This is a genomic window from Phyllobacterium sp. YR620 (genome assembly GCF_900104165.1).
GTDB classification, from domain to species: Bacteria; Pseudomonadota; Alphaproteobacteria; order Rhizobiales; family Rhizobiaceae; genus Phyllobacterium; species Phyllobacterium pellucidum.
Map to the genome: position 1 here is coordinate 231,467 of NZ_FNJP01000006.1, position 23,449 is coordinate 254,915.

The 23,449-nt window shown below is 59.2% G+C and carries 21 protein-coding genes; 4 read left to right on the top strand and 17 right to left on the bottom strand.

What is annotated here, in order from left to right; translation table 11 throughout:
* Window positions 1-5: 5 nt before the first annotated feature.
* The 3 genes from maiA to hmgA are packed head-to-tail and all read right to left on the bottom strand — an operon-like array spanning window position 6 to window position 2,991.
* Window positions 6-659: a maleylacetoacetate isomerase gene (gene maiA, locus BLR72_RS19425; protein WP_091951177.1), complete on the bottom strand. Its 654-nt coding sequence runs from the start codon at window positions 657-659 to the stop codon at window positions 6-8.
* On the bottom strand, window positions 649-1,662 hold the full coding sequence (locus BLR72_RS19430; protein ID WP_091951179.1) for a fumarylacetoacetate hydrolase family protein: 1,014 nt from the start codon (window positions 1,660-1,662) through the stop codon (window positions 649-651). Before BLR72_RS19430 ends, maiA begins: the two co-directional genes overlap by 11 nt.
* Entirely contained in the window at window positions 1,663-2,991 is a 1,329-nt protein-coding gene (hmgA, locus tag BLR72_RS19435) for a homogentisate 1,2-dioxygenase (RefSeq protein ID WP_091951181.1), read from the bottom strand.
* A 73-nt stretch (window positions 2,992-3,064) separates the two neighbouring features.
* On the opposite strand from hmgA, the gene BLR72_RS19440 reads away from it, so the two are divergent.
* The 3 genes from BLR72_RS19440 to BLR72_RS19450 all read left to right on the top strand — a co-directional run bounded on the left by BLR72_RS19440 (window position 3,065) and on the right by BLR72_RS19450 (window position 4,274).
* Window positions 3,065-3,517 (top strand): MarR family winged helix-turn-helix transcriptional regulator, encoded by a 453-nt coding sequence (locus BLR72_RS19440; RefSeq protein ID WP_091951320.1) that lies wholly within the window; start codon window positions 3,065-3,067, stop codon window positions 3,515-3,517.
* A gap of 86 nt (window positions 3,518-3,603) precedes the next feature.
* Entirely contained in the window at window positions 3,604-3,834 is a 231-nt protein-coding gene (locus BLR72_RS19445; protein ID WP_091951183.1) for a CopG family transcriptional regulator, read from the top strand.
* Window positions 3,831-4,274, top strand: coding sequence for a TA system VapC family ribonuclease toxin (locus BLR72_RS19450; protein WP_091951185.1), 444 nt, complete (start codon window positions 3,831-3,833; stop codon window positions 4,272-4,274). The genes BLR72_RS19445 and BLR72_RS19450 overlap by 4 nt, the downstream gene beginning before the upstream one ends.
* Here the strand turns inward: BLR72_RS19450 and BLR72_RS19455 are convergent.
* The 3 genes from BLR72_RS19455 to BLR72_RS19465 all read right to left on the bottom strand — a co-directional run bounded on the left by BLR72_RS19455 (window position 4,271) and on the right by BLR72_RS19465 (window position 7,369).
* Window positions 4,271-5,032 (bottom strand): ABC transporter permease, encoded by a 762-nt coding sequence (locus tag BLR72_RS19455; RefSeq protein ID WP_027232293.1) that lies wholly within the window; start codon window positions 5,030-5,032, stop codon window positions 4,271-4,273. The two genes, BLR72_RS19450 and BLR72_RS19455, sit on opposite strands and share 4 nt — an antisense overlap.
* Window positions 5,029-5,955 (bottom strand): ABC transporter ATP-binding protein, encoded by a 927-nt coding sequence (locus BLR72_RS19460; protein ID WP_091951187.1) that lies wholly within the window; start codon window positions 5,953-5,955, stop codon window positions 5,029-5,031. Before BLR72_RS19460 ends, BLR72_RS19455 begins: the two co-directional genes overlap by 4 nt.
* A gap of 199 nt (window positions 5,956-6,154) precedes the next feature.
* A complete protein-coding gene (locus BLR72_RS19465; protein ID WP_027232295.1) occupies window positions 6,155-7,369 on the bottom strand; it encodes an MFS transporter in 1,215 nt (404 codons plus the stop codon).
* 128 nt (window positions 7,370-7,497) lie between these two features.
* Here BLR72_RS19465 and BLR72_RS19470 point away from each other — a divergent pair, with 128 nt between their 5' ends.
* A complete protein-coding gene (locus BLR72_RS19470) occupies window positions 7,498-8,322 on the top strand; it encodes an AraC family transcriptional regulator (protein ID WP_027232296.1) in 825 nt (274 codons plus the stop codon).
* Here the strand turns inward: BLR72_RS19470 and metH are convergent.
* From metH to BLR72_RS19525, 11 genes are all read right to left on the bottom strand, one after another.
* Window positions 8,307-12,095, bottom strand: a complete 3,789-nt coding sequence (gene metH, locus BLR72_RS19475) for a methionine synthase (RefSeq protein ID WP_091951189.1) — start codon at window positions 12,093-12,095, stop codon at window positions 8,307-8,309. The genes BLR72_RS19470 and metH overlap by 16 nt on opposite strands.
* A gap of 174 nt (window positions 12,096-12,269) precedes the next feature.
* Window positions 12,270-12,479, bottom strand: a complete 210-nt coding sequence (locus tag BLR72_RS19480) for a hemin uptake protein HemP (protein WP_091951191.1) — start codon at window positions 12,477-12,479, stop codon at window positions 12,270-12,272.
* Window positions 12,480-12,673: 194 nt separating this feature from the next.
* A complete protein-coding gene (locus tag BLR72_RS19485; protein ID WP_027232299.1) occupies window positions 12,674-13,618 on the bottom strand; it encodes a substrate-binding domain-containing protein in 945 nt (314 codons plus the stop codon).
* A gap of 111 nt (window positions 13,619-13,729) precedes the next feature.
* Complete coding sequence (locus BLR72_RS19490) at window positions 13,730-14,743, bottom strand: ABC transporter permease (protein WP_091951193.1); 1,014 nt, start codon at window positions 14,741-14,743, stop codon at window positions 13,730-13,732.
* The gene (locus BLR72_RS19495; protein ID WP_091951195.1) at window positions 14,740-16,293 is read right to left on the bottom strand and encodes a sugar ABC transporter ATP-binding protein; all 1,554 of its coding nucleotides are present in this window, start codon (window positions 16,291-16,293) and stop codon (window positions 14,740-14,742) included. The genes BLR72_RS19490 and BLR72_RS19495 overlap by 4 nt, the downstream gene beginning before the upstream one ends.
* Window positions 16,294-16,327: 34 nt before the next feature.
* Entirely contained in the window at window positions 16,328-17,500 is a 1,173-nt protein-coding gene (locus BLR72_RS19500; RefSeq protein WP_091951197.1) for a Gfo/Idh/MocA family protein, read from the bottom strand.
* A gap of 10 nt (window positions 17,501-17,510) precedes the next feature.
* Window positions 17,511-18,566, bottom strand: coding sequence for a sugar phosphate isomerase/epimerase family protein (locus tag BLR72_RS19505; protein ID WP_091923499.1), 1,056 nt, complete (start codon window positions 18,564-18,566; stop codon window positions 17,511-17,513).
* Between the two features lie 26 nt (window positions 18,567-18,592).
* The gene (locus BLR72_RS19510) at window positions 18,593-19,609 is read right to left on the bottom strand and encodes a LacI family DNA-binding transcriptional regulator (protein ID WP_036814676.1); all 1,017 of its coding nucleotides are present in this window, start codon (window positions 19,607-19,609) and stop codon (window positions 18,593-18,595) included.
* 160 nt (window positions 19,610-19,769) lie between these two features.
* Window positions 19,770-21,221 carry a cryptochrome/photolyase family protein gene (locus BLR72_RS19515; RefSeq protein ID WP_091951199.1) on the bottom strand — a complete coding sequence of 484 codons (1,452 nt, stop codon included), beginning with the start codon at window positions 21,219-21,221 and terminating at the stop codon, window positions 19,770-19,772.
* Window positions 21,218-22,030, bottom strand: coding sequence for a DUF1365 domain-containing protein (locus BLR72_RS19520; RefSeq protein WP_091951201.1), 813 nt, complete (start codon window positions 22,028-22,030; stop codon window positions 21,218-21,220). The genes BLR72_RS19515 and BLR72_RS19520 overlap by 4 nt, the downstream gene beginning before the upstream one ends.
* Complete coding sequence (locus BLR72_RS19525; protein WP_091951202.1) at window positions 22,027-23,349, bottom strand: NAD(P)/FAD-dependent oxidoreductase; 1,323 nt, start codon at window positions 23,347-23,349, stop codon at window positions 22,027-22,029. Before BLR72_RS19525 ends, BLR72_RS19520 begins: the two co-directional genes overlap by 4 nt.
* Between the last annotated feature and the right edge of the window lie 100 nt (window positions 23,350-23,449).

The following is a 23,449-nucleotide window of genomic DNA, read 5'->3' on the forward strand; positions in this document are numbered from 1 at the left end:
GCGATTTAACCAGGTAATCCCGGCCTCAGCCGATCAGGATGCGCCGCGGCAAAAGCACCGATCGCGTCGCAACGGGCAGCGATGGCATTGACGCGCTCCAGACTTTCGATTTTGGCTCCCCAGCGCTTCGCATTGAAGACCTGCGGCACGAGGCAGAAATCGGCCATGGAAGGGGTATCGCCATGGCAAAAGTGCCCGGTTTCGGGGTGGTCGAGCATGGTCTCGAATGCGCCCAGACCTTCAGAGATGAACTTATGCATCCAGTTGCGCCGCGCCGCTTCATCGCCCCCTGCAAGCTGCATGACATGCGATGCCACACCCAGATTGCAGACGGGATGGATTTCCATCGCGATTGCGTAGGAAAGCGCGCGAACCCGTTGTCGCCCCAAAGGATCGTCAGGCAGGAAGCGAGCCTCGGGGTGGGATTCGTTGAGGTATTCGATGATCGCAAGCGACTGGGTTATCATATGCCCGTCGATCGCGAGTGTCGGCACGAGCCCCTGCGGATTGCGACAGAGGTGATCGATGCCTTTATGCTCCTGGCTCAAGAGGTCGACCGGCACCCTGTCATACTCACGCCCGAGCATGTTAAGGGCAATGCGCACGCGGTAGCTCGCCGACGAGCGCCAATAATCATAGAGGATGGCTTTAGCGCTCATGGCGGGTCACCTGCTGTTCGATGGCGCCGAAGATCGAATGGCCGTATGCGTCTTTCATCTCTATGCGAACTGTGTCGCCGAAACGCATGAATGGCGTTCGCGGACTGCCGGTGGCAATCGTCTCGATCATGCGGATTTCGGCGATGCACGAGTATCCGGCGCCATCCTCTTCAATGGGTTTGCCCGCTTCGCCGTCAAGCTTGTTCGACACCGTCCCCGATCCGATGATCGTGCCGGCGCAAAGCGGGCGTGTCTTCGCCGCGTGGGCAATCAACGTCGGAAAATCGAACGTCATGTCGATGCCGGCGTTGGCGCGGCCAAAGGGCCGGCCGTTGAGATCGACGCAGAGCGGCAGGCGCACTTTGCCGCCATCCCAGGTCTCGCCGAGTTCATCGGGCGTGACCGCCACCGGCGAGAAGGCCGACGACGGCTTTGACTGATAAAAGCCGAACCCTTTGGCAAGCTCGGCCGGAATGAGATTTCGCAGGCTGACATCGTTGACCAACATGATCAGGCGGATCGCGGCCCGCGCTTCGTCGTGACCCGCGCCCATCGGCACGTCGTCGACGATCACCGCAACCTCTCCCTCCATGTCGATGCCATAGGCTTCGTCGGCCATGCGGATGGGTTCGCGCGGAGCAAGGAAACTGTCGGACCCACCCTGATAGATGAGCGGGTCGGTCCAGAAGCTCTCGGGCATCGGCGCATTGCGCGCCTTGCGGACCAGTTCGACATGATTGACATAGGCTGATCCGTCGGCCCACTGGTAGGCGCGCGGCAGGGGCGACAGCGCATCATGTTCGTGAAAGCGCTCCAGGGGAACAGCGCGCAGTTCTAGGCTGGAGGCAAGCGCCGCGAGGTGCGGGGCGATACGCGACCAGTCGTCCAGCGCGGACTGCAACGTCGGCGCGAGGAACGAGGCATCGGTATATTGGGTCAGATCCCTCGACACGATGACCAGTTTGCCATCGCGCGTTCCATTATTGAGAGAGGCGAGTTTCATTTACTTTACGATCTCCTCCGACCAGTCGCCTTCCGGCGTCCCGTTGAACCGCTTGCGGAGACCTTTCCAACAGTCGGCGTAATTGTCTTGCAGCGTCGGCGTATCAGCTGCATAGCGGGTAAGATGCTGGGGGAAGCGCGTCTCGAACATGAAGGCAAGCGTGTTGTCCAGCCGCTGCGGCTTGAGCTCCACCGTGGATGCCTTGTTGAACCCCATCGTGTCCGGTCCATGCGGCAGCATCATGTTGTGAAGGCTTATGCCCCCAGGCACGAACCCCTCCTCCTTGGCATCGTATTGACCATACACCAGCCCCATGAATTCGGACATGATGTTGCGGTGGTACCAGGGCGGCCGGAAACTGTGCTCGGCAACCAGCCAGCGCGGCGGGAAAATAACGAAATCGACATTGGCCGTTCCCTCCTCGCCCGACGGCGCGGTGAGCACGGTGAAGATCGATGGATCGGGATGATCGAACAGGATCGCTCCGACCGGCGAGAACGTGCGCAGGTCATATTTGTAGGGCGCATAATTCCCGTGCCAAGCCACGACGTCCAACGGGGAATGATCGAGTGTCGTCTGATAGAACTTGCCGCACCATTTCACATGCAGACGGCAAGGAACTTCCTTGTCTTCGAAGGCTGCAACCGGTGTCTTGAAGTCGCGCGGGTTGGCCAGGCAGTTGGCACCAATCGGACCGCGATCCGGCAGGGCGAATTTTGCCCCGTAATTCTCGCAAATATAGCCCCTGGCCTCGCCGTCAGGCGCCGACACCTTGAACATCATCCCGCGTGGGATCACGCAGATTTCCGAAGGTTCGATTTCGATTTTGCCCATCTCGGTGAAAATGTTGAGCTTGCCCTTCTCGGGCAAAAGCAGCATTTCGCCATCCGCATTGAAGAAGTAGTCGTCGTCCATGCCAGTATTGAACGCGTACACATGTGCGGACATGCCCACCTGACCGTGGACATCGCCAGCCGTGGTCATGGTGCGAATGCCATCAATAAAGTTGATGGAATCGCGCGGCATTGGCGTCGGATTCCAGCGTAACTGTCCAATCGGCAATTCATGGTCATCGAGGTTTGGCGCGGTCTTCCAGTGTTCGCGCTTTGCCGGCGAAAAGCGCCCGCTATGCTTGACCGATGGGCGAATGCGATAGAGCCAGGATCGCTCGTTCGTGCCGCGCGGCGCAGTAAAGGGGGAGCCGGAAAGTTGCTCGGCGTAAAGGCCGTAAGCGCAGCGCTGCGGCGAGTTTTGTCCCTGCGGCAGGGCGCCTGGAAGCGATTCCGTCTCAAAGTCGTTGCCGAAGCCCGGCATATAGTGAAGAGCCATGATCGAACCTCCAATTTAGTTGCAATTGTGACGATCTATTTTGTAACTATCAATGACAATCGGGATTGTGGACATGAACAACCAGATCGACATCGACCCGCCGCTTATACTGGAGGCGTTCACCCCATACCGTCTCAACAAGGCGGCAGAAGCCGTGAGCCATCGTTTCGCGAGCCGTTACCGGGATCAGTATGGACTGACACGGCCGGAGTGGCGAACACTTGCAACGCTGGGCCAGTTTGGCACCATCACCGCCACGGCGGTCGGGACTCATTCGTCAATGCACAAAACAAAAGTCTCGCGTGCGGTGCTCGCCCTCGAACAGCGGCGCTGGCTGTTGCGAAAGCGCGATGAGACCGACCGCCGTGTCGAAAATCTTGTGCTGACGCCGGCCGGGCGGAAGGCCTATCTCGACCTTGTGAAAGTTGCGCATGACTTCGAGGCTGAACTGCTGCAGCAACTGGGACCGCGTGGAGCAGCAGCGTTGAAGCATGGCCTCGAGGCGCTGGAGAAACTCGCGGGATAGACCGCTGGAAGCGGCGCCGCAATTGATTTGGGCAACGATCTCGCATATATGATGCGTGATGTTTGACGCGTGATGAGGGGCAGACGATGCGAACAACGCTTGCCATTGATGATGACGTCCTCGCCGCCGCAAAGGGCCTTGCGGAGCGCCAGCGCAAAACTGTAGGTGAAGTCATATCGACACTCGCCCGCAAAGGTCTGCAAGCTCCAACGGCACGTCAAGCGACGCGAAACGGCGTGCCGCTCCTTCCGGCAGGCACCAATTCCGCGCCGGTAACGATGGAACTGGTGAACCAACTTCGCGATGAATTGCCGTGACGCCATATCTCCTGGACGTCAATGTGCTGATTGCCCTATTCGATCCCGCACATGTCCATCACGATCCTGCACATGAGTGGTTTGCTGATATTGGACGGTCCAGTTGGGCCACTTGCCCAATAACCGAGAACGGTGCGATCCGTATTATCAGCAGCGCCCGCTACCCTAACTCACCGGGCACGCCAGCCGCGGTTGTTGCGCTTCTGGCCGGATTGCGTGCCATTCCGGGTCATGTCTTTTGGCCAGATGACATCAGCTTGATGGACAATTCCATTGATCCGTCGCGGCTGTTGAATGCCGGTCAGGTCACGGATACATACCTCCTGGCGCTTGCTCAGGCACACCAAGGGAAATTGGCGACCTTTGATCGGCGCCTCGTAACCGATGCAGTACGGGATGGCCGAAATTGTCTGCATGTCATTGGCGAACGAACCACTTAGCTCTTCAGCCTGTACCCCGTCCTGAATATCCAGCGCAGGATCAGAATGCACGCAAGGAGAAACACGGCTGTCATGACAAGGCTCGTTCCGATATGCACATCTGAAAGGCCAAAGAAGCTCCAGCGAAACCCGCTGATAAGATAGACCACCGGATTGAACAGCGTCACGGTCTGCCAGAATGGCGGCAACATGTCGATCGAATAGAAACTACCGCCGAGAAACGTCAGCGGTGTGATGATCATCAGCGGCACGAGCTGCAGCTTCTCAAAGCCATCCGCCCAGATGCCGATAATGAAACCGAACATGCTGAAGGTTACCGCTGTCAGCACCAGGAACAGCAGCATCACGAAGGGGTGTTCGATGCGCAGTGGTACAAATAGCGCCGCAGTCGCAAGGATGATCACCCCGAGAATGATCGACTTCGTCGCCGCAGCCCCGACATAGGCGATCACGATCTCCACGTAGGAGACTGGTGCCGAGAGGAGTTCGTAGATCGTGCCGACGAACTTCGGGAAATAGATGCCGAACGACGCGTTGGAAATGCTCTGCGTCAACAGCGACAACATGATCAGGCCCGGCACGATGAACGCACCGTAGCTTACGCCGTTGATCTCGGGGATACGGCCGCCGATCGCCGAACCGAAAACCACGAAGTAAAGGCTCGTCGACAGAACCGGCGAAATGACGCTCTGCATGAGCGTGCGCCAGGTGCGATGCATTTCGAAGAGATAGATCGCCTTTATCGCGTAAAGGTTCATTTGCGTTCCCTCACAAGGTTGACGAAAATTTCCTCGAGCGAACTTTCCCGCGTCTGAATATCGCTGAACCGGACACCCGCCTTGTCGAGATCCTTCAGGAGCGCCGTAATGCCCGTTCGTTCCTTGCGCGTATCGTAGTGATAAACGAGTTCGCTCCCGTCGGGCGAAAGTTCAAGCCCGTAGGCCGCCAAAGCTTCGGGTATTTCCTCGCGTTTCTCCTGGAGAAGCAGGCGCAACTCCTTCTTGCCGAGCGAGCGCATCAATGCGTCCTTCTCCTCGACGAGAATGATCTCGCCATGGCTTATGACGCCGATGCGATCGGCCATCTGTTCGGCCTCCTCGATATAGTGAGTCGTGAGGATGATGGTAACGCCCGATTCGCGCAGGGCCCGCACCACATTCCACATGTCGCGCCGCAATTCGACATCGACGCCAGCGCTCGGCTCATCGAGAAAGAGTATTTCCGGCTCGTGCGACAGCGCCTTGGCAATCATGACGCGCCGCTTCATGCCGCCCGAGAGCGTCATGATCTTGCTGTCCTTCTTGTCCCATAGCGAAAGTTCCCTGAGGATCTTCTCAATGTGGACGGGATTGGCCGGCTTGCCGAAAAGGCCACGGCTGAAACTGACCGTCGCCCACACGGTCTCGAATGCATCCGTCGTCAACTCCTGGGGGACGAGACCGATCTTGGAACGCGCCGCGCGGTATTCCTTGATGATATCATGACCATCGGCGAGGATCGTGCCGGAGGTCGGATTGACGATGCCGCAAATGGTGCTGATCAGCGTCGTCTTGCCTGCGCCATTCGGCCCGAGCAGTGCGAAGATTTCGCCGTGGCGGATATCGAGATTGATATTCTTCAGCGCTTCAAAACCGGACTCATAGGTTTTGTTGAGGCTGGAGACGGAAATGGCTGAGGACATGAAGCTTCCCGGGGAGGACTTTGGGTCTGAATGCGGCGAGCGAAACGAAACCCTTTGGCGGAGGCCGCCAAGGGAATGGTGTTCCTTATATGGGGTTAAGCCGGGATTTTCAAACCACCTCTCCTGACATTCGGCGTCAGCAGAGCCCAGGATCTGGTTAATCGAGAAAAAGGCCCGGATAATACCGGGCCTTCAATTGTTAAGCCTGTTCGCCGCGCACTTCCTTCATGCTCGGCAGGAAGATTGTGAGCAGGCCGAGGAAGGGCAGGAACGAGCAGATCATGTAAACGTAGTCGATGCCCTTGTTGTCGGCGACGAAACCGAGCACCGCCGCCGCTATGCCGGCCATGCCGAAGGCGAAGCCGAAGAAGATGCCGGCAATCATGCCGACACGGCCCGGTACCAGTTCTTGAGCGAAAACAACGATCGCCGGGAAGGCTGACGACAGGATAAGGCCGATCAGGACCGTGAGAACGCCTGTCCAGAAGAGGTCCGCATAGGGCATGATTAGCGTGAAGGGCAAGACACCGAGAATCGAGAACCAGATCACGGCTTTTGTGCCGATCTTGTCGCCTATCGGCCCGCCGACAATGGTGCCGACTGCCGCTGCGCCAAGGAACAGGAACAGCATCATCTGGGACTGCTGCACCGAGATCCCGAACTTGTGGATGACATAGAATGTGTAATAGCTCGATATGCTTGCGAGATAGATGTTCTTGGAAAAGACAAGCAAGGTCAGGATGATCAGCGACATGGCAACTTTGCCGCGCGGCAGTTTGAGTTGCTTGCTTGCAGCCGGCCTGTTCGCGTTGGCCTTGCGATAGCGCTGGTACCAGTTGCCGACCTGATAAAGGACGATCATTCCGATGAGGGCCGCGGCGGAAAACCACGCAATGCTCTGCTGGCCGCGAGGCAGCACGATGAAAGCTGCGAGCAGCGGACCGAGTGCGGTACCGAAATTGCCGCCTACCTGAAAGAAGGATTGCGCAAGACCGTGGCGGCCGCCCGAGGCAAGACGCGCCACCCGCGATGATTCCGGGTGAAAAATGGATGAACCGATGCCGATGAAGGCTGCGCCGGCAAGAAGCATCGCGTAGTGGGTCGCCACAGAAAGAAGTCCGAGGCCGACGAGCGAAAACGCCATGCCAACCGGGAGCGAATACGGCATGGGCCGCTTGTCGGTATACGTTCCGACGATCGGCTGCAGCAGCGAGGCGGTGACCTGGAAGGTCAGCGTCAGAAAGCCGATCTGCTTGAAATCGAGACCGTAATTTTGCTTGAGCATCGGATAGATCGCGGCAAGCAGCGACTGCATCATGTCGTTGAGCAAATGGCAGAAGCTGACGGCGAAAATTATCGCAAAGACGGTCGTGTCAGCGGAGGTCCGCTGTGCGGGCAAGGTCGTATCGGTCATCAAGGCGTTCCATCGAAAAACAAGGGCGTTGTCGCAAGGATTGCCCCGCCCTTTTTCAAACTGATATATCGGTTGCTACCAACCTGCTTTCGTGGTTTGGTCCAATTCTTTCGCAAGTGGGCCAAAACATGCGTTACCAAACCTTCGTTGCTCGCAATGCCGCCGGATTGGAGCTCGAACAGCTGCACCGGTTGCGGCTGCAATGGCTGGAGCAGGCCGAAGGCGATGTTTTCGCGCTGGCCACGCTTTATCCGTCAGGCCACCACATTCCCGACCACCATCATATCCAGGCGCAATTGCTCCACGCAATTTCCGGCGTCGCGATGGTGACCACGAAATTCGGCCGCTGGATGGTGCCGCCGCACCACGCGCTGTGGCTGCCTGCCGGCGTCGAACACGCGGTGGACATGCTTGGCGATGTTTCGATGCATTCGATTTATGTGCGGCCGGATGCCGTGGCGGGATTGAAGGATCACCTGCACGTCGTCGGCCTGACACCGCTGATGGACAATCTTATTCGCGAAGCAGTCGCCGTTGCGCCCGAGAGGCAGGCGGAGGAACGCACGATGTTCGTCATGGGACTGTTGTTGCATGAGATTCCGAACCTTGAGGAGCGCCCACTTGGCCTGCCGTTTCCCGAGGATCGGCGGCTTGCCATGCTCTGTCGGGGTTTCCTGAAAGATCCCTCACCGCACACCAATATCGACAATTGGGCGGACCGGCTCGGCATGAGCCGGCGCACGTTTACCCGTATGTTCCGCCGCGAAACAGGATTAAGCCTCTCGACGTGGCGTCAGCAGGCCTGTCTGCTCGCGGCTCTGCCCCGCCTTACCGAGGGCGAACCTGTGACCAGCGTGGCACTTGATCTCGGCTACAGCGTTCCCGCCTTCACGACCATGTTCAAACGCATGCTGGGCGCCCCGCCGCGCCATTATCTTCACTCCGCCGCCTGAACGCGGGGGCCCGGAACATAGTTGAGGATCGGACCCAGCCAACGCTCAACCTCTTCAACCGGCATGGACTTGCGGTTCGCATAGTCAGCCACCTGGTCGCGCTCCACCTTGGCAACGCCGAAATAATAGGATTCCGGGTGGGCAATATATATGCCCGACACGGAGGAGCCCGGCCACATCGCATAGCTTTCCGTCAGCCGCACGCCAATCTTGTCTTCCGCGTCAAGCAGACGGAAGAGCGTATCCTTTTCTGTGTGGTCCGGCTGCGCCGGATAGCCGGGAGCGGGACGGATGCCACGATAGGGCTCGCCGATAAGCTCATCCGCCGCAAATGTTTCTTCCGGCGCATAGCCCCAGAATTCCTTGCGGACGCGCTCGTGCATGAGTTCGGCAAAGGCTTCGGCAAAGCGATCGGCGAGCGCTTTGACGAGGATCGAGGAATAATCATCATTTGCCCGCTCGAACCGTTCGGCGATGGCGATTTCCTCAATGCCTGCCGTGACGACGAAGCCGCCGACATAGTCTTGCGCACCGCTCGACACCGGCGCGACAAAATCAGCAAGAGCGAGATTCGGCCGGCCATCGCGTTTTGAAAGCTGCTGGCGCAGCGTGAACAGCGTTGCGATCTCCTTATCGCGGACGTTGTCGGCAAAGAGGCGAATGTCATCCCCGACGGACCCTGCGGGCCAGAACCCGATGACGGCCTTTGGATTGAACCATTTCTCATCGATGATCTTTGTCAGCATCGCCTGCGCATCCGCAAAGAGCTGGCGCGCCGCTTCGCCTTGTGCTTCGTCCTGCAAGATAGCCGGGTAGCGACCCTTGAGCTCCCAGGTCTGGAAGAAAGGCGTCCAATCGATGTAACGGGCAATTTCCGCAAGATCGTAATTTTCGAAAACGCGAGTGCCCGTAAATTGCGGCTCGGGCGACACATAGGATGACCAGTCAACCTTATGCGCGTTGCCGCGGGCCTTCTCTAGGCTCAACCTTTGCTTGTCGGCTTCGTTGCGGGCATGCGCTTCCGCAACTTTCTCATATTCCGCGCGGATCGTATCGACAAAGCCGGGCTTCGCATCCATCGACAGAAGGTTCGAAACGACACCCACCGCCCGGCTTGCATCGGTCACATATACGGTCTGGCCATTGCTGTAGCGCGGATTGATCTTGACCGCCGTATGTACACGGCTCGTGGTTGCGCCTCCGATCAGCAGCGGAACATCGAAGCCCTCGCGCTCGAGTTCAGACGCAACATGCACCATCTCGTCGAGCGAGGGCGTGATGAGGCCCGAAAGGCCGATAATATCGACATTCTCGTCGCGCGCCGTCTGCAAAATCTTCGTTGACGGCACCATGACCCCGAGATCGATGATCTCGTAATTGTTGCAGGCGAGGACAACGCCGACAATGTTCTTGCCGATGTCGTGTACATCGCCCTTGACGGTCGCCATCAGCACCTTGCCGGCACTTTCGCGTTTTCCCGATCCGCCATTGGCAAGCTTCTCCGCCTCCATGTGGGGCAGCAGCACGGCGACGGCCTGCTTCATGACGCGGGCGGATTTCACTACCTGCGGCAGGAACATCTTGCCGGAACCAAACAGGTCGCCAACGACATTCATGCCGGCCATCAGCGGCCCCTCGATGACATGAAGCGGGCGCTCGGCCCGTGCACGCGCTTCTTCTGTGTCGGCTTCGATGAATTCGGTTATGCCATTGACGAGCGCGTGTTCGAGCCGCTTTTCGACGCTCCATTCGCGCCAGGCAAGATCGCGCTCGCGTGCTTCCCTGCCCGCCGAGCCCTTGTAGCGCTCGGCAAGGTCTAGCAGGCGTTCAGTCGCATCGTCGCGCCGGTTGAGGACCACATCCTCGCAGGCCTCGCGCAGTTCCGGATCGATCGATTCGTAAACCGCCAGTTGTCCCGCGTTGACGATGCCCATGTCCATGCCGGCCTGAATGGCATGGTAGAGGAAAACGGCGTGCATCGCTTCGCGCACCGGTTCATTCCCACGGAACGAGAAGGAAAGATTGGAAACGCCGCCGGAAATATGAGCGTGCGGCAAGGTCTGCGTGATCTGCCGTGTGGCTTCGATGAAGGCGACGCCATAACCGTTGTGCTCTTCGATGCCGGTAGCGACCGCGAAAATGTTCGGGTCGAACACGATATCCTCAGGCGCGAAACCAGCCTCACGTGTCAGGAGTTCATAGGCGCGCGTACAAATCTCCACCTTGCGCTTGAGCGTATCGGCCTGGCCCTCGGTATCGAACGCCATGACGACGACAGCCGCCCCATAGGCGCGAACCTTCCTTGCATGAGCGATGAAGGCGTCTTCACCTTCCTTCATTGAGATCGAATTAACGAGCGGCTTGCCCTGGACACATTTGAGGCCGGCCTCGATCACGTCCCACTTCGACGAATCGATCATTACCGGCACGCGTGCGATGTCGGGTTCGGCGGCGATCAGATTGAGGAAGTCGACCATGGCCTTCTCGCTGTCGATCAGTCCCTCGTCCATGTTGATGTCGATGATCTGCGCGCCATTTGCGACCTGGTCGCGCGCAACATCGAGCGCCGCCGGCAGATCGCCTGCGGTAATCAGCTTCCGGAACTTCGCCGAGCCGGTAATATTGGTGCGTTCGCCAACATTGACGAAGGCGATATCCCTGGTCAGCGTGAATGGCTCCAGACCGGATAGCCGCATATGGGTTTCGGTCTCGGGAATGGGGCGCGGCCGGTATTTGCCGACCGCTTCGGCAATGGCTCTTATGTGTTCCGGAGTCGAGCCACAGCAGCCGCCGACAATATTCAGCAGGCCGTCCTTGGCGAACTCTTCGAGCTGCGCCGCCATCGCTTCAGGACTCTCGTCATATTGACCGAATTCATTCGGGAGCCCTGCATTGGGATAGGCGCACACGAACGTATCGGCAACTGCCGCGATCTCGGCCAGATGGTCGCGCATGGCGCTCGCCCCGAGCGCACAATTGAGACCGATGGTGAAGGGCCTGGCATGACGTACGGAGTACCAGAAGGCGGTCGGCGTCTGTCCCGACAGGGTGCGTCCGGAAAGATCTGTGATGGTCCCGGAGATCATGACCGGCAGGTTGATTGCCTTTTCCTCGAAAACTTCCTGCGTCGCGAAGATGGCCGCCTTGGCATTCAGCGTGTCGAAGATCGTCTCGATGAGGATGATGTCGGCGCCACCGTCGATCAATCCCCTCACCTGTTCGGCATAGGCCGCCCGCAGGGTATCGAACGTCACCGCGCGGTAGCCCGGATTGTTCACGTCAGGCGATATCGATGCCGTGCGGTTCGTCGGTCCGAGCGCGCCCGCAACGAAGCGGCGCTTGCCGTCCTTCTGCTCCGCCTTCAGCGCGGCGCGGCGCGCAAGCCGGGCGCCATCGCGATTGAGCTCATAGACCACATCCTCCATGCTGTAGTCGGCCTGGGCGATCGTGGTCGAGGAAAAGGTATTGGTCTCGAGTATGTCGGCGCCGGCCATGGCGTAGGCGTAGTGGATGTCTTCAATCGCCTGCGGTTCGGTCAAGATGAGAAGATCGTTGTTGCCCTGGAGGTGGCAGGCGCAATCGGCGAAGCGCTCGCCGCGAAAGTTTTCCTCCTTCAGGCCGAGGCCCTGGATCTGCGTCCCCATGGCGCCGTCAAGGATAAGGATTCGCTCTTTTGCTGCCTGCGTCAGCGCTGCAAAAACCTCGGAACCGTCGCGGGGTGCCGCTTCCGCGCCGAGCAATTTTTCGCCAATGGTTCCAGATGCAATACCCATGACTCGAAATGCCTCATAATGATTTTTAGAGAGGCGCCACGGTCACATAAAGATATCTTTATGTCAACAAGTCAGTTCTAATGGCGGCAAAAAATGTCGCAACGCCGCGCAGGCGCGCACCATCCTGCCGACGCGGCCCTCGCGATGCTCGTCCAAGACATAGGAATCGCTCGGTTACTTGTTGAGAATGAGTTTGCCCTGGCGCGTGATCTTCAACCGATACAAGGAGCCGCCATGTTCGATACCAACTTCCTTATTGCCTTTGAAAAGCACTTCACTACCTAGAACGCGGAATTCAGGCGCTAATGGCTGGACAGGCGCGGCAGGCCGCGAGACAGGATTTGGAAGGCGGACCTGAAGGTCGATGATCTGGCGGCGGGACATTTTGAGCCTCTCGTTGAACGGCAACCCGCGTCGGTCGCCGTTCAATAAACTTGATAACTATACTCATATTTAATCCGAACACTCAGATCAAGTCAATCAGTCGAAAGTCAGACAACATAGCTGGACCCGGATTTCAGTCAAAAAGAAAGGCCCTTGCGGGCCTTTCGATTGCAAGCTGGACAGACCAGCCTTAATCAGAACGGTGAATCCGGGAAGTAGAATTCCTTGGCGTTGTCCTTGGTCACAAGGGTTGCGTCGAGGATGTACTTGCCGCGCACCGGAACCTGATCGTAGAAGTTCGCAACCGTCAGTTCCATCGCCGTTGCAACCATTGATGGTGGGTAGAGAACGTTGATCGGGGTCATCTTGTCGCCGTCGGCAACGCGCTTGATCATGTCCTTCATGCCGGCGCCGCCGATGACCATCTTGATGTCGGTGCGCTTGGCCTGATCGATGGCTTCGAGCACGCCAACCGCCATGTCATCGTCCTGGCACCATACGGCGTCGATCTTCGGGAACTTGGTCAGATAGTCCTGCATGATCTTGAAGGCGTCATCGCGCGACCAATTGCCGAACTGCTTGTCGAGAACCTTGATCCCGCTGCCGGCAATCGCATCGTCGAAACCCTTCTGGCGCTCTTCATCGATGACGATCGGGAGGCCGCGGATGACAACGACATCGCCGGTCTTCAACGTATCCTTCAGGTATTCACCCGCGACGCGGCCGAGCTCCGGATTGTTGCCGGCAACGTAGAGATCCTGGATCGTCGGATCGGAAAGAGCGCGGTCAACGACCGTCACGAAGACGCCCTTTTCCTTTACCGCGCGGATCGGATCGGTCAGTTCGTCCGAATTGTGCGGCAGGGTTACGAGCGCGTCGATGCCTTGTGTGGTCAGGTCTTCGAGCGCGTTTGCCTGCGCAGCACCGTCCGGCGAAGTCTTGATGGTGATCTTCAGGCCTGGGTGAGCGGCTTCTAGAAGCTTGGCGGCCCGTTCTGCATGATAGACGACGCCGCCGGTCCAGCCGTGGTCGGCCGCAGGTATAGAGACGGCGATATTGACCTTCTTGTCCTGCGCGTAGGCGAAGGTCATCGTCGAAGCGAGCGCCGCTCCAACAAGACCGATCAATAGTTTACGCATTTGTCTTCTCCCAATTTTCTGCTCGGGCCTTGATTGCGGCGCGGTGGGTGGCCCTGTTCCCCCGTCCGGTCTCGTTGCGGTGGCCCTGCCACCGGTTTGCCTCTGCCAGCGTCACGCCTTCTTCTTCTGCAGCGTGCGCTGCACCAGCATGGCGATGATGATGATCGTGCCCTGAACGGCACCGATCAGGTATTCACTGACAATGTTGGAGAGCACCATGATGTTGCCGACGACTTCCAGCATGAAGGCGCCGCAGATCGTTCCCCAGATGCGACCGACGCCGCCGCGCAGCGCCGTACCGCCGATGACGACGGCAGTGATCGCCTGCAATTCCCACAGCATGCCCGTTGTCGTCGTCGCTGCGCCGAGACGCGGCACATAGACGACGACCGCAATGGCGACGCAAATGCCCTGAAGAATATAGGTCATGGCGCGTACGCGATTGACGTGAATGCCCGAATAGCGCGCGACGTCTTCGTTCGAGCCGACAGCAATCACGTGGCGGCCGAAGGACGTCTTATAGAGAATGAAGGCGCCAAGAACGCCGACGATGATGATGATCCAGACCGGTATCGGCAGGCCGAGAAAAACGCCGGTGTAGACGGGGCGGAACATGTTGCGCATCGCGATCGATTTCATGGCGATCGAGCCGCCATCCGCCAGCCACACGGTCACGGAACGAAAGATCGCCATGGTGCCAAGCGTCACGATGAAGGGCTCGATCTTGCCGATGGTGATGACAGCACCGTTGAGCAGACCCGCCAGCGCACCGACGCCGATGGCAACAACGACGCCTGCCGCAAGCATCGCCATGTCGCCGTCGACCGCACCTGAATTCAGGAACAGGATCATGATGCCGGCGACGAGCGCCGCCATCGAGCCGACCGAAAGATCGAGCCCGCCCGCGGAAATCACGAAAGTCGCGCCAACGGCAATGATGGCGATGAAGGACGAGCGCGTTAAGACATTGAGCAAGTTGTCGATCGAAAGGAAGTTCGGATTGACAAGCGCGCCGAGGACGAACAGCGCCGCCAACGCCAGGAATGGCGCAACCGCCGTCTTGTCGAGATCCGCCAGTTTGCGGCCAAAACCGCGTGCGTCGGTGATTACCTTGGTGTCGCTCATGCGTTCCCCGCACTGTAAAGCTCTGCTTCGTTGATCTTGACGCCGGTGGCGTAGACGACGATCTCGTCTTCCGTCATAGCGTCGCCGGTAACCTCGCCGACAATGCGCGACGAACGCATGACGAGAATGCGGTGGCAGATGCCGATGAGTTCCTGCATTTCGGAGGATATGACGACGACGGATTTGCCTGCCTTCGCGAGGTCGGCAATGAACCTGTAGATCTGTTCCTTGGTGCCGATGTCGATACCGCGCGTCGGCTCATCAATGATGACGATGCTCGGCTCGAGCAGCATCATCTTGGCGAGGAGCAGTTTCTGCTGGTTGCCGCCTGAAAGCTGTCCAGCAAGAAGGTCGCGCCGGCGCGCCCTGATGTCGAAATCAGCGATTGCCTTGTCGAGGCTCTTGTCCTCGCGCTTGCGCTCGATGAGCGGCCCGTTGGTAAATTTGCCGAGCGTCGCCAGCGTCAGGTTGGTGCGCAGGTCTTGCGCCAGCAACAGGCCTTTGCCCTTGCGATCTTCACTCAGGTATACGATGCCCGCTGACATGCTGTCGCGCACGCTGTGAAACTTGACCGGCTTGCCATTGAGTTTGACCTCGCCATGGGCAGTGCGCAGGCCGACAAGACCCTCGAACAATTCCGTGCGCCCGGCGCCGATCAGGCCTGCGAAGCCGAGGATTTCACCCTTGCGCAAGACAAAGCTCGCATCGCTGGCATAGCCCGGCACGTCAAAATTCTTTACCTCGAGAACGTTTTGCCGCGTCGCAGTATCCTCGCGTTCGGGATAGAGCTTCGACATGTCGCGCCCGACCATGAGGCGCGCCATGTCGACTGGCTGCAGTTCGGCCGCATGGCGGGTTGCAATCAGCTTGCCGTCGCGCAGCACGGTGATCCGGTCGGCGATTGCCGCGACTTCCGGCAGGCGATGCGAGATATAGAGCACGGCGACGCCCTTGTCGCGCAGATCGCGGATGACCTTGAGCAGGGCTTCCGTCTCGAAGGGCGTCAGCGAGGCAGTGGGTTCGTCGAAGATGACGACACGATGCGGCACCTGCAGGGCGCGCGCGATCTGGACCAACTGGCGGCGGGCAATCGAAAGCCGCGCAATCTGCGTCGTCGGCTCAATTTCTGCACCGAGGCTACGAACCGCCTCTGCGGACTGGCGGTTCATTTCGCGGTCATTGACCATCAGACCGCGCTTCAGTTCCCGGCCCATGAAGATGTTCTGGGCAACCGTCAAATCCGGCGCGAGCAAAATCTCCTGGTGGACGAGCACGAGGCCGCGGTGTTCTGCATCTACGGGACCGTTGAATATGACGGGCTCTCCGTCAATCGCCACCGTTCCACGCGTCGGCGTAAGGTGGCCGCTCAGGAGCTTCATCAGGGTCGACTTGCCGGCGCCATTCTCGCCGATGATGGCATGCACCTCGCCCGGCATGACCGACAGGGTTATATCGGTCAGGACCTCGACCGGGCCGAATGCCTTGGCGATGCCACGCGCCTCGAGGACGGGGAGCAAAGTGCTGGTCTCTCCTGTGGGTGCCACGCTCATGATTGGCACCTCCCTCTGTCCTGCCGATTGCCCATCACACCTTCGTCCAGACGCCGCCGGCTTTCGACGATTTCACCGCGGCTTCGATGAATTCCATGCCTATGAGACCATCTTCCACGGTTGGGAATACTACATCCTTTGGCGCCTTCTTGCCGGTGCGCGCAGCGAAGATTGCCTGCGCCGCCTCGCTGTAAATATTGGCGAAACCTTCCAGATAGCCTTCAGGATGGCCACTTGGCACGCGCGTCAGGCGCGCCGCCTCGGGCGAAGCCCCCGCCCCGCCCCGGGTCAGCAACTGCTTGGGCTTGCCGAATGGCGTGTACCAGAGATAGTTCGGGTCGGCCTGGGTCCATTCGAGACCGCCCTTGGTGCCGTAGACGCGCAGCTTGAGCCCGTTTTCGTTGCCGGGCGCCACCTGGCTTGCCCAGATCATGCCCTTTGCTCCACCGTCAAAGCGGAGCAGGATTTGCACGTCATCGTCGAGCACCCTGCCCTCGCCGAAACTGGTCAACTCGGCACATAGCTGCTTGAGCTTCAGCCCCGAAACGAAACAGGCAAGGTTATACGCGTGCGTGCCGATATCGCCGATGGCTCCGCCAGCGCCCGAGCGTTTCGGATCGACGCGCCATTCAGCCTGCTTGGAACCCGTGGCCTCGGTCTTTTCGGTCATCCAGTCCTGCGGATACTCAGCCTGCACCACGCGCAGGTCGCCGAGCAGACCCTTTGCCACCATGGCCCGCGCCTGTCGGATCATTGGGTACCCGGTGTAATTGTGGGTGAGGATGAACAGCTTGCCGCTCTTGCCGGCAAGCGAGACCAGTTCCTTGGCTTCCTTCACCGTCGTCGTCAGCGGCTTGTCGCAGATGACATGAATGCCGGCCTTCAGGAATGCCTTGGCGGCTGGCGCGTGCATGTGGTTGGGCGTGACGATGGAAACCGCCTCGATGCCGTCCGACCGCTTTGCCTCCTGCTTGGCCATATCCTCGAAGGAGGTATAGGCGCGGTCCTCGGCGATGCCGATCTCGCGTGCCGAAGCCTTGGCTCGTTCCGGATCGGACGACAGCGCGCCGGCGACCAGCTCATATTGGTCGTCGATACGCAAGGCGATGCGGTGCACCGCCCCTATGAAGGCGCCTTGCCCGCCGCCGACCATGCCGATGCGAATGCGGCGTGACGCCGGCTTTTCCTTCGATGCTCCGATGACCATCTCGTTCCCCCTACTTCAAGCCAAGTATGCGGCGATTTGCGGCCTCATCGGTGCCGGCTCCGGCAAAGTCGTCGAATGCGCGTTCGGTCACACGGATGAGATGCGCATTAATGAACTCGGCGCCCTCGCGCGCACCGTCCTCGGGGTGCTTCAGCGCGCATTCCCATTCCAGAACAGCCCAGCCATCAAAATCATGGGCAGTCAATTTCGAGAACACCGCGCCAAAATCCACCTGACCGTCGCCCAGCGAACGGAAGCGACCGGCGCGGTTGACCCATGACTGGAACCCGCCATAGACGCCCTGGCGTCCCGTCGGATTGAACTCTGCATCCTTGACGTGGAACGCCTTGATCCGCTCGTGATAGATGTCGATGTAGTCGAGATAGTCGAGCTGCTGCAGTACGAAATGCGAGGGATCGTAGAGCAGATTGGCACGCGTGTGATTGTTCACGCGCTCCAGGAACATTTCGTAGCTTATGCCGTCATGGAGATCCTCCGAAGGATGAATCTCATAGGCGGCGTCGATACCCTGCTCGTCGAGATAGTTGAGGATGGGCGTCCAGCGTTTGGCAAGTTCATCGAACGCTGTTTCGACCAGACCGGCCGGACGCTGCGGAAACGGATAAATATACGGCCATGCAAGGGCGCCGGAGAAGGTCGGCATGGATTTCAGGCCGAGATGTTTTGACGCCCGCGCAGCGCGCTTCAATTGATCAACCGCCCATTCCTGACGCGCCTTGGGATTGCCATGCACTTCCGGTGCTGCAAATCCATCCATCATTTCGTCATAGGCGGGATGAACGGCGACGAGCTGCCCCTGAAGATGGGTGGCAAGCTCGGTGATGGTCAGGCCATGCGCCGACGCCGTACCGGCGAGTTCGTCGCAATAATCCTTGGAATCCGACGCTTTCTTCAGGTCGATCAAGCGCGCATCCCAAGCCGGAATCTGCACCCCTTTATAGCCGAGGGATGCAGCCCATCCGCAGATGGCATCGAAGGAATTGAATGGCGCCGCATCGCCCGCGAACTGTGCGAGAAAAATGGCTGGTCCCTTGATCGTCTTCATGAATTCCTCCCTTAAGTCTCCTGCCGTCAGGGCATGTTGTCCCTGAGAAAAATATCGATGCGAATGTGCTCTTGCCCCGGAACGATGGGGCGTCCCTCGCGCAGCGCCGTCAGGATGCGTGCGGTGCTGCGCGCCATATGGCCTGCATCCTGGTTGATAAGCGCATCGACGGTGCCGCGCACCAGATGCCGCCGCGTCGAGGGCGTCAGTTCGTGGGCAACGAAAATCACGTCGGAGACGTGGCCGCTTGCCTCAAGCGCCTTGATCACGCCCGCCTGTCCGCCGCCGGCATTATAGATTGCGACAAGATCCGAATGGTCCTTCAAAAGCGCGCCTGCCGCCGCTTCGACGCGGGCGTTCTCGTCGCGGGCTTCGCGCACCGGCAATACTTCGAGGTTCGGGTACTCGCGTGAAATGATCTGCTCAAAGCCAAACTGGCGTTCGATGTGATCGCGCAGGGCGAGCGAACCCGCGATCATGCCGACCTTGCCCTTGCGCGGCCCGACAAAGCGGCCAATGAGCGAGGCTGCCGTGCGACCGGCAGCAAAATTGTCGATGCCGACATAGTGGGCGCGGCGGGAATTCGGAACGTCCGATACGAGTGTCAGTACAACGACCCCGGAATCGGCGAGCGCGTTGATCGCCTCGGTCACGGCCGGATGATCGAGCGCGACGACGGCGACGCCATCTATTCCGGAAGGAAGGCTTTCCAGCGCCGCTGCAACGGCGACGCCGTCAAAGGTATCGACATGCTCGATCGAAAGTCGCACGCGCTCCTGCAGCTGGCGCTCGCGTGTTGCGCGAAACTCGGCGGCGAGGCTCTGCATGAATTCGTTTTCGCCGGTCGGCAGAATGATGCGGAAGTCGTAGTCACGCACGCGTGCAAGGCGCGAGGCATGTGGGTCCGACAGGAAACCAAGCTGTTTTATGGCCGCATTGACGCGCTCGATGGTGCGTGCATGCACGCCCATCCTCCCGTTCACGACGCGATCAACCGTTGCGAGACTTACACCGGCTTCTCGGGCGACGTCTTCAAGCGTCATTTTCCCCACGAGAATTCTCCTCCGGCTAAAGTCTTAGATCAACCCGTTGAGGTGTGCAACTCTTTTTGACTTGTTTTGATGGGCTATTTGATGTGTCCACAGCGTTGCCGGCAAATGGGCACACACAGCTAGGCGGATTGAAACCCGACCACCAGAATCGTTACCTCATCGCCGTGGAATAGGCATCCAGCGCTCGGCGGCGGGAAGCTTGATGATCGACGATGGGCCGCGGATAAGTCTCGCCGAGACTGATATTCGCCTCCCTCAAAACGGCTTCCGGCGCATTCCACGGCTGATGCACAAATTTTGCAGGGAGCGCCTTCAGTTCCGGCACGAATTTTCGAACATAGTCTCCCTTCGGATCGAATTTCTCACCCTGAAGGACGGGATTGAAGATGCGGAAATAGGGAGCGGCGTCGGCGCCGGACCCAGCCACCCATTGCCAGCTCGCAGAATTGTTGGCGGGATCCGCATCGACGAGCGTATCCCAGAACCACGCTTCGCCCTCGCGCCAGTCAACGAGCAGGTGCTTGATGAGGAAGGAAGCGACGACCATTCGCACGCGGTTGTGCATCCATCCCGTCTGCCAAAGCTGACGCATGCCGGCATCGACGATAGGGTAGCCGGTCAGCCCGCGCTTCCAGGCGGTGAACTGGCTACCGGCATCGCCCGCCCATGCGAAATTGTCGAAGGCCGGCTTGAAGTTTTCCGAATGCAGGTTCGGATTGTGGAAAAGGAGATGCCAGGAGAATTCCCGCCAGCCTACCTCTGCGCGGAACTTTTCCACGCCCGATCGATGATCGAGCACTTCTGGCGCCTTTAGGGCATGCCATATCTGGAAGGGCGTTACCTCGCCATGCGCAAGGTGCGGCGACAGCCGCGATGTCGCCTCCATGTCAGGACGATTGCGCTTGGCTACGTAGCGGTCGATCGACCTGTCGAGGAAGTCCGCAAGCCGCTCATGGGCTCCTTCTTCACCAGGCGTCCAGTCTCTGGAAAAGCCATTGGTCCAATCGGGCTCATGGGGCAGAAGCGCCCAGTCGTCGAGACTGTCCGTCGTTACCGGGTGCGGCCAGGCCAATAGTTCTCGCGGCGCGGCCAGTGGATCGCGGGGCTCGGGCTGCGCATTCAGCGCGCGCCAGAACGGCGAATAAACGCGGTAATACCCACCGGAGCCTGTCTTCAGCGCATATGGCTCGTGCAGCAGATGGCCCTCGAAGCTCTCGGCCACGATTCCCCGGTTTGATGATCCAGCCTTGAGTGCCGTATCAATGGCAATGCCGGGTGGATCGTAACGACGGTTCCACAGCACGACATCGGCTCCGGTGTCATCCAATACTTCGTCGACAATCGCCGCAGTTTTTCCCCGCCGCAGAATGAGACGGCCGCCGAGTTTCTCGAGCGAAGCGCCCAGCGCTTTCAGTGAATGGTGCAGCCACCACTTCCGCGCGCCGCCGATTGGCCGCGAAGCCTCATTCGTCTCATCCCAAAGGAAAATCGGGATAACCGGCTTGCCGGAGCCGGCAGCAGCTAGCAGAGCGCGGTTATCGCGGATGCGTAGGTCGTGACGAAAGAGCACGATCGCCGGCTTATCAGTGTTGTCGTCAGTCATTCTGCCCGGGTCGATCGCGCTATGATGGTTTTGGTCTGAACGGGTGTCTGCGGCCGAGGCTTGAGGCCGACGCCCTTCAACCATATCCGCAGCGCTTCCCAATGTATGCCGGCAATGACTTTAAGGGTCAGCAGGGGATAGGCGAAACACAATTTCGCTAGTTGCCAGTCGCTGAATTCCTTCCGCCTGCCGGCAAAAGCGGTGGCGATGATCAGGCCCTCGCGGTCGCTGGCATTGATCACGATCGAGGCGGCGTCATCGGGAATCTTGATGGTGAAATCGTAGCCCAGCGCCATCTCCATGAAGGGCGAGACATAAAACGCCTTGGCACACTCCTGATGCAATGGTCCGGCGCTGCCGGTGCCTTTGTCGAGGGGGAAGACATAGCTGTGACGCTGGCCAAACGTGTTATCCACCTCATAGATCAATGCGGCCAATGCGCCGGCGCGATCATGGCAGAAATAGACACTGAGGGGATTGAACACATAGCCGAGGATACGCGGCATCGACATCAGGCGGATTGCGCCGCCATCGGGCTCTGCTCCCGCCGCGCGAAGATGATCCTCGACGTAGCTTCGCAGCGGCGAGCCGTCATTGGCGACCTCGGACTTATTGCCATGATCGCGGTCGTAGAAGCTGAAGAGATTGAAGCGGTTGCGCGAAAACAGCCAGTGCTCCCGGGCGATCCGGTCAATCTCATCAATGTCGAACAGCATGTAAAACATGCGGTAGCGCAGGAAGTGCTGCCGGGGCCGCAAACGCTTGTGCGTCACCTTGCCCGTATAAATTGCCGAGGAAATTGCGCTCATGCCGCAACCTCTACCGGACTAGCCAATGGCTGGCGATGGATGCGCGCCGATTCATCGGCAACGGTCCAAGGACGGCGTAAGCCACCCAAATCTTCGGCAACGACAAGGCCTGCCTGGAGCCCGTCTTCATGGAAGCCCGCGCCGAAATAAGCGCCGCAGAACCAGGTATTGCGAGCCCCTTGCAACTGCCAGAGCTGGCGCTGCGCCTGCATGGCCTCACTGTCGAAGAGTGGATGCGTATAGGTCTGGGTATGCAGCACCTTGCACGGGTCCGGCGCATGGCGAGGATTGAGGGTAACGAAGAACTGGCGATCGGTTTCGAGGGGCTGAAGCCTGTTCATCCAATAGCTGACACAGAGTTGACTTGGGGGCTGCATCTCCTTGCGTTCGCCAAGATAATTCCAGCTCGACCACACCGAACGCCGCTTCGGCATGAGCGTTTCATCCTCGTGCAGCACGGCGCGATTAACCGAGTAGCGAAAGGCGGAAAGCAGTCTTTTCTCGAGTGCCGACGGGTCGGCGAGCAGGGCAAGCGTCTCGTCGGCGTGACCCGCCATCACGACATGATCGAATATGGCGGTCACTCCGTGGATATCTGAGACCGTCACATGATCGCCGGCACGCCGGACCGATGCGACGGCGCAGCCGGTACGGACGCGGTTTCTGTAATTCGCCGTCAGGCGCTCAACGTAGTTTCGGCTTCCGCCCTTGACCGTGCGCCAGACGGGCCGGTTGGCAAGCTTGAGCAATCCATGATTGTCGCAGAAGCGGATGAATGCTTCGGCCGGATAGTCGAGAAGACTCGCAGCCGGCGCCGACCAGATGGCCGATGCCATTGGCAACAGATGATCGTCACGGAACGCGCGGCCGTAACCTTCGCGTTTGAGGAAATCGCCAAGCGCAATGAGGCCAAGCTTGCCCGCATGGGCTGGAGTTTCGCGATAAAAGCGCAAGAGGTCGCGCAGCATGAGCCAAAACCGCGGATTGACGAGGTTGCGTTGCTGGGCAAAAAGGCCGCTGAAGCCCGTTCCGGAATATTCGAGCCTGCCGCTATCGAGCGAGACGGCGAAAGACATTTCCGACGCCGCGGTTTCAACGCCGAGCAAGGCAAACAGCGCGGTCAGGTTGGGATAGGTCTGTTCATTGTAGACGATAAAGCCGGTATCGACGGCCACACCACCTTCACCGGGTACAATCACGGTATTGCTGTGCCCGCCAATGCGCGTTTCGCGTTCGTAGACGGTGATTTCGTGTTTCTGCGAAAGAAGCCATGCGGCCGACATGCCGGATATACCGGACCCTATGACTGCGATTTTCAACCCTGTTCTCCCGAAGTCATCCTGCAAACACCGACAGCCAAGGGAAATCAGACGTTGTCTCCCTGTGCTGCAATCAATACGTTGCAGATACGGGAATGGA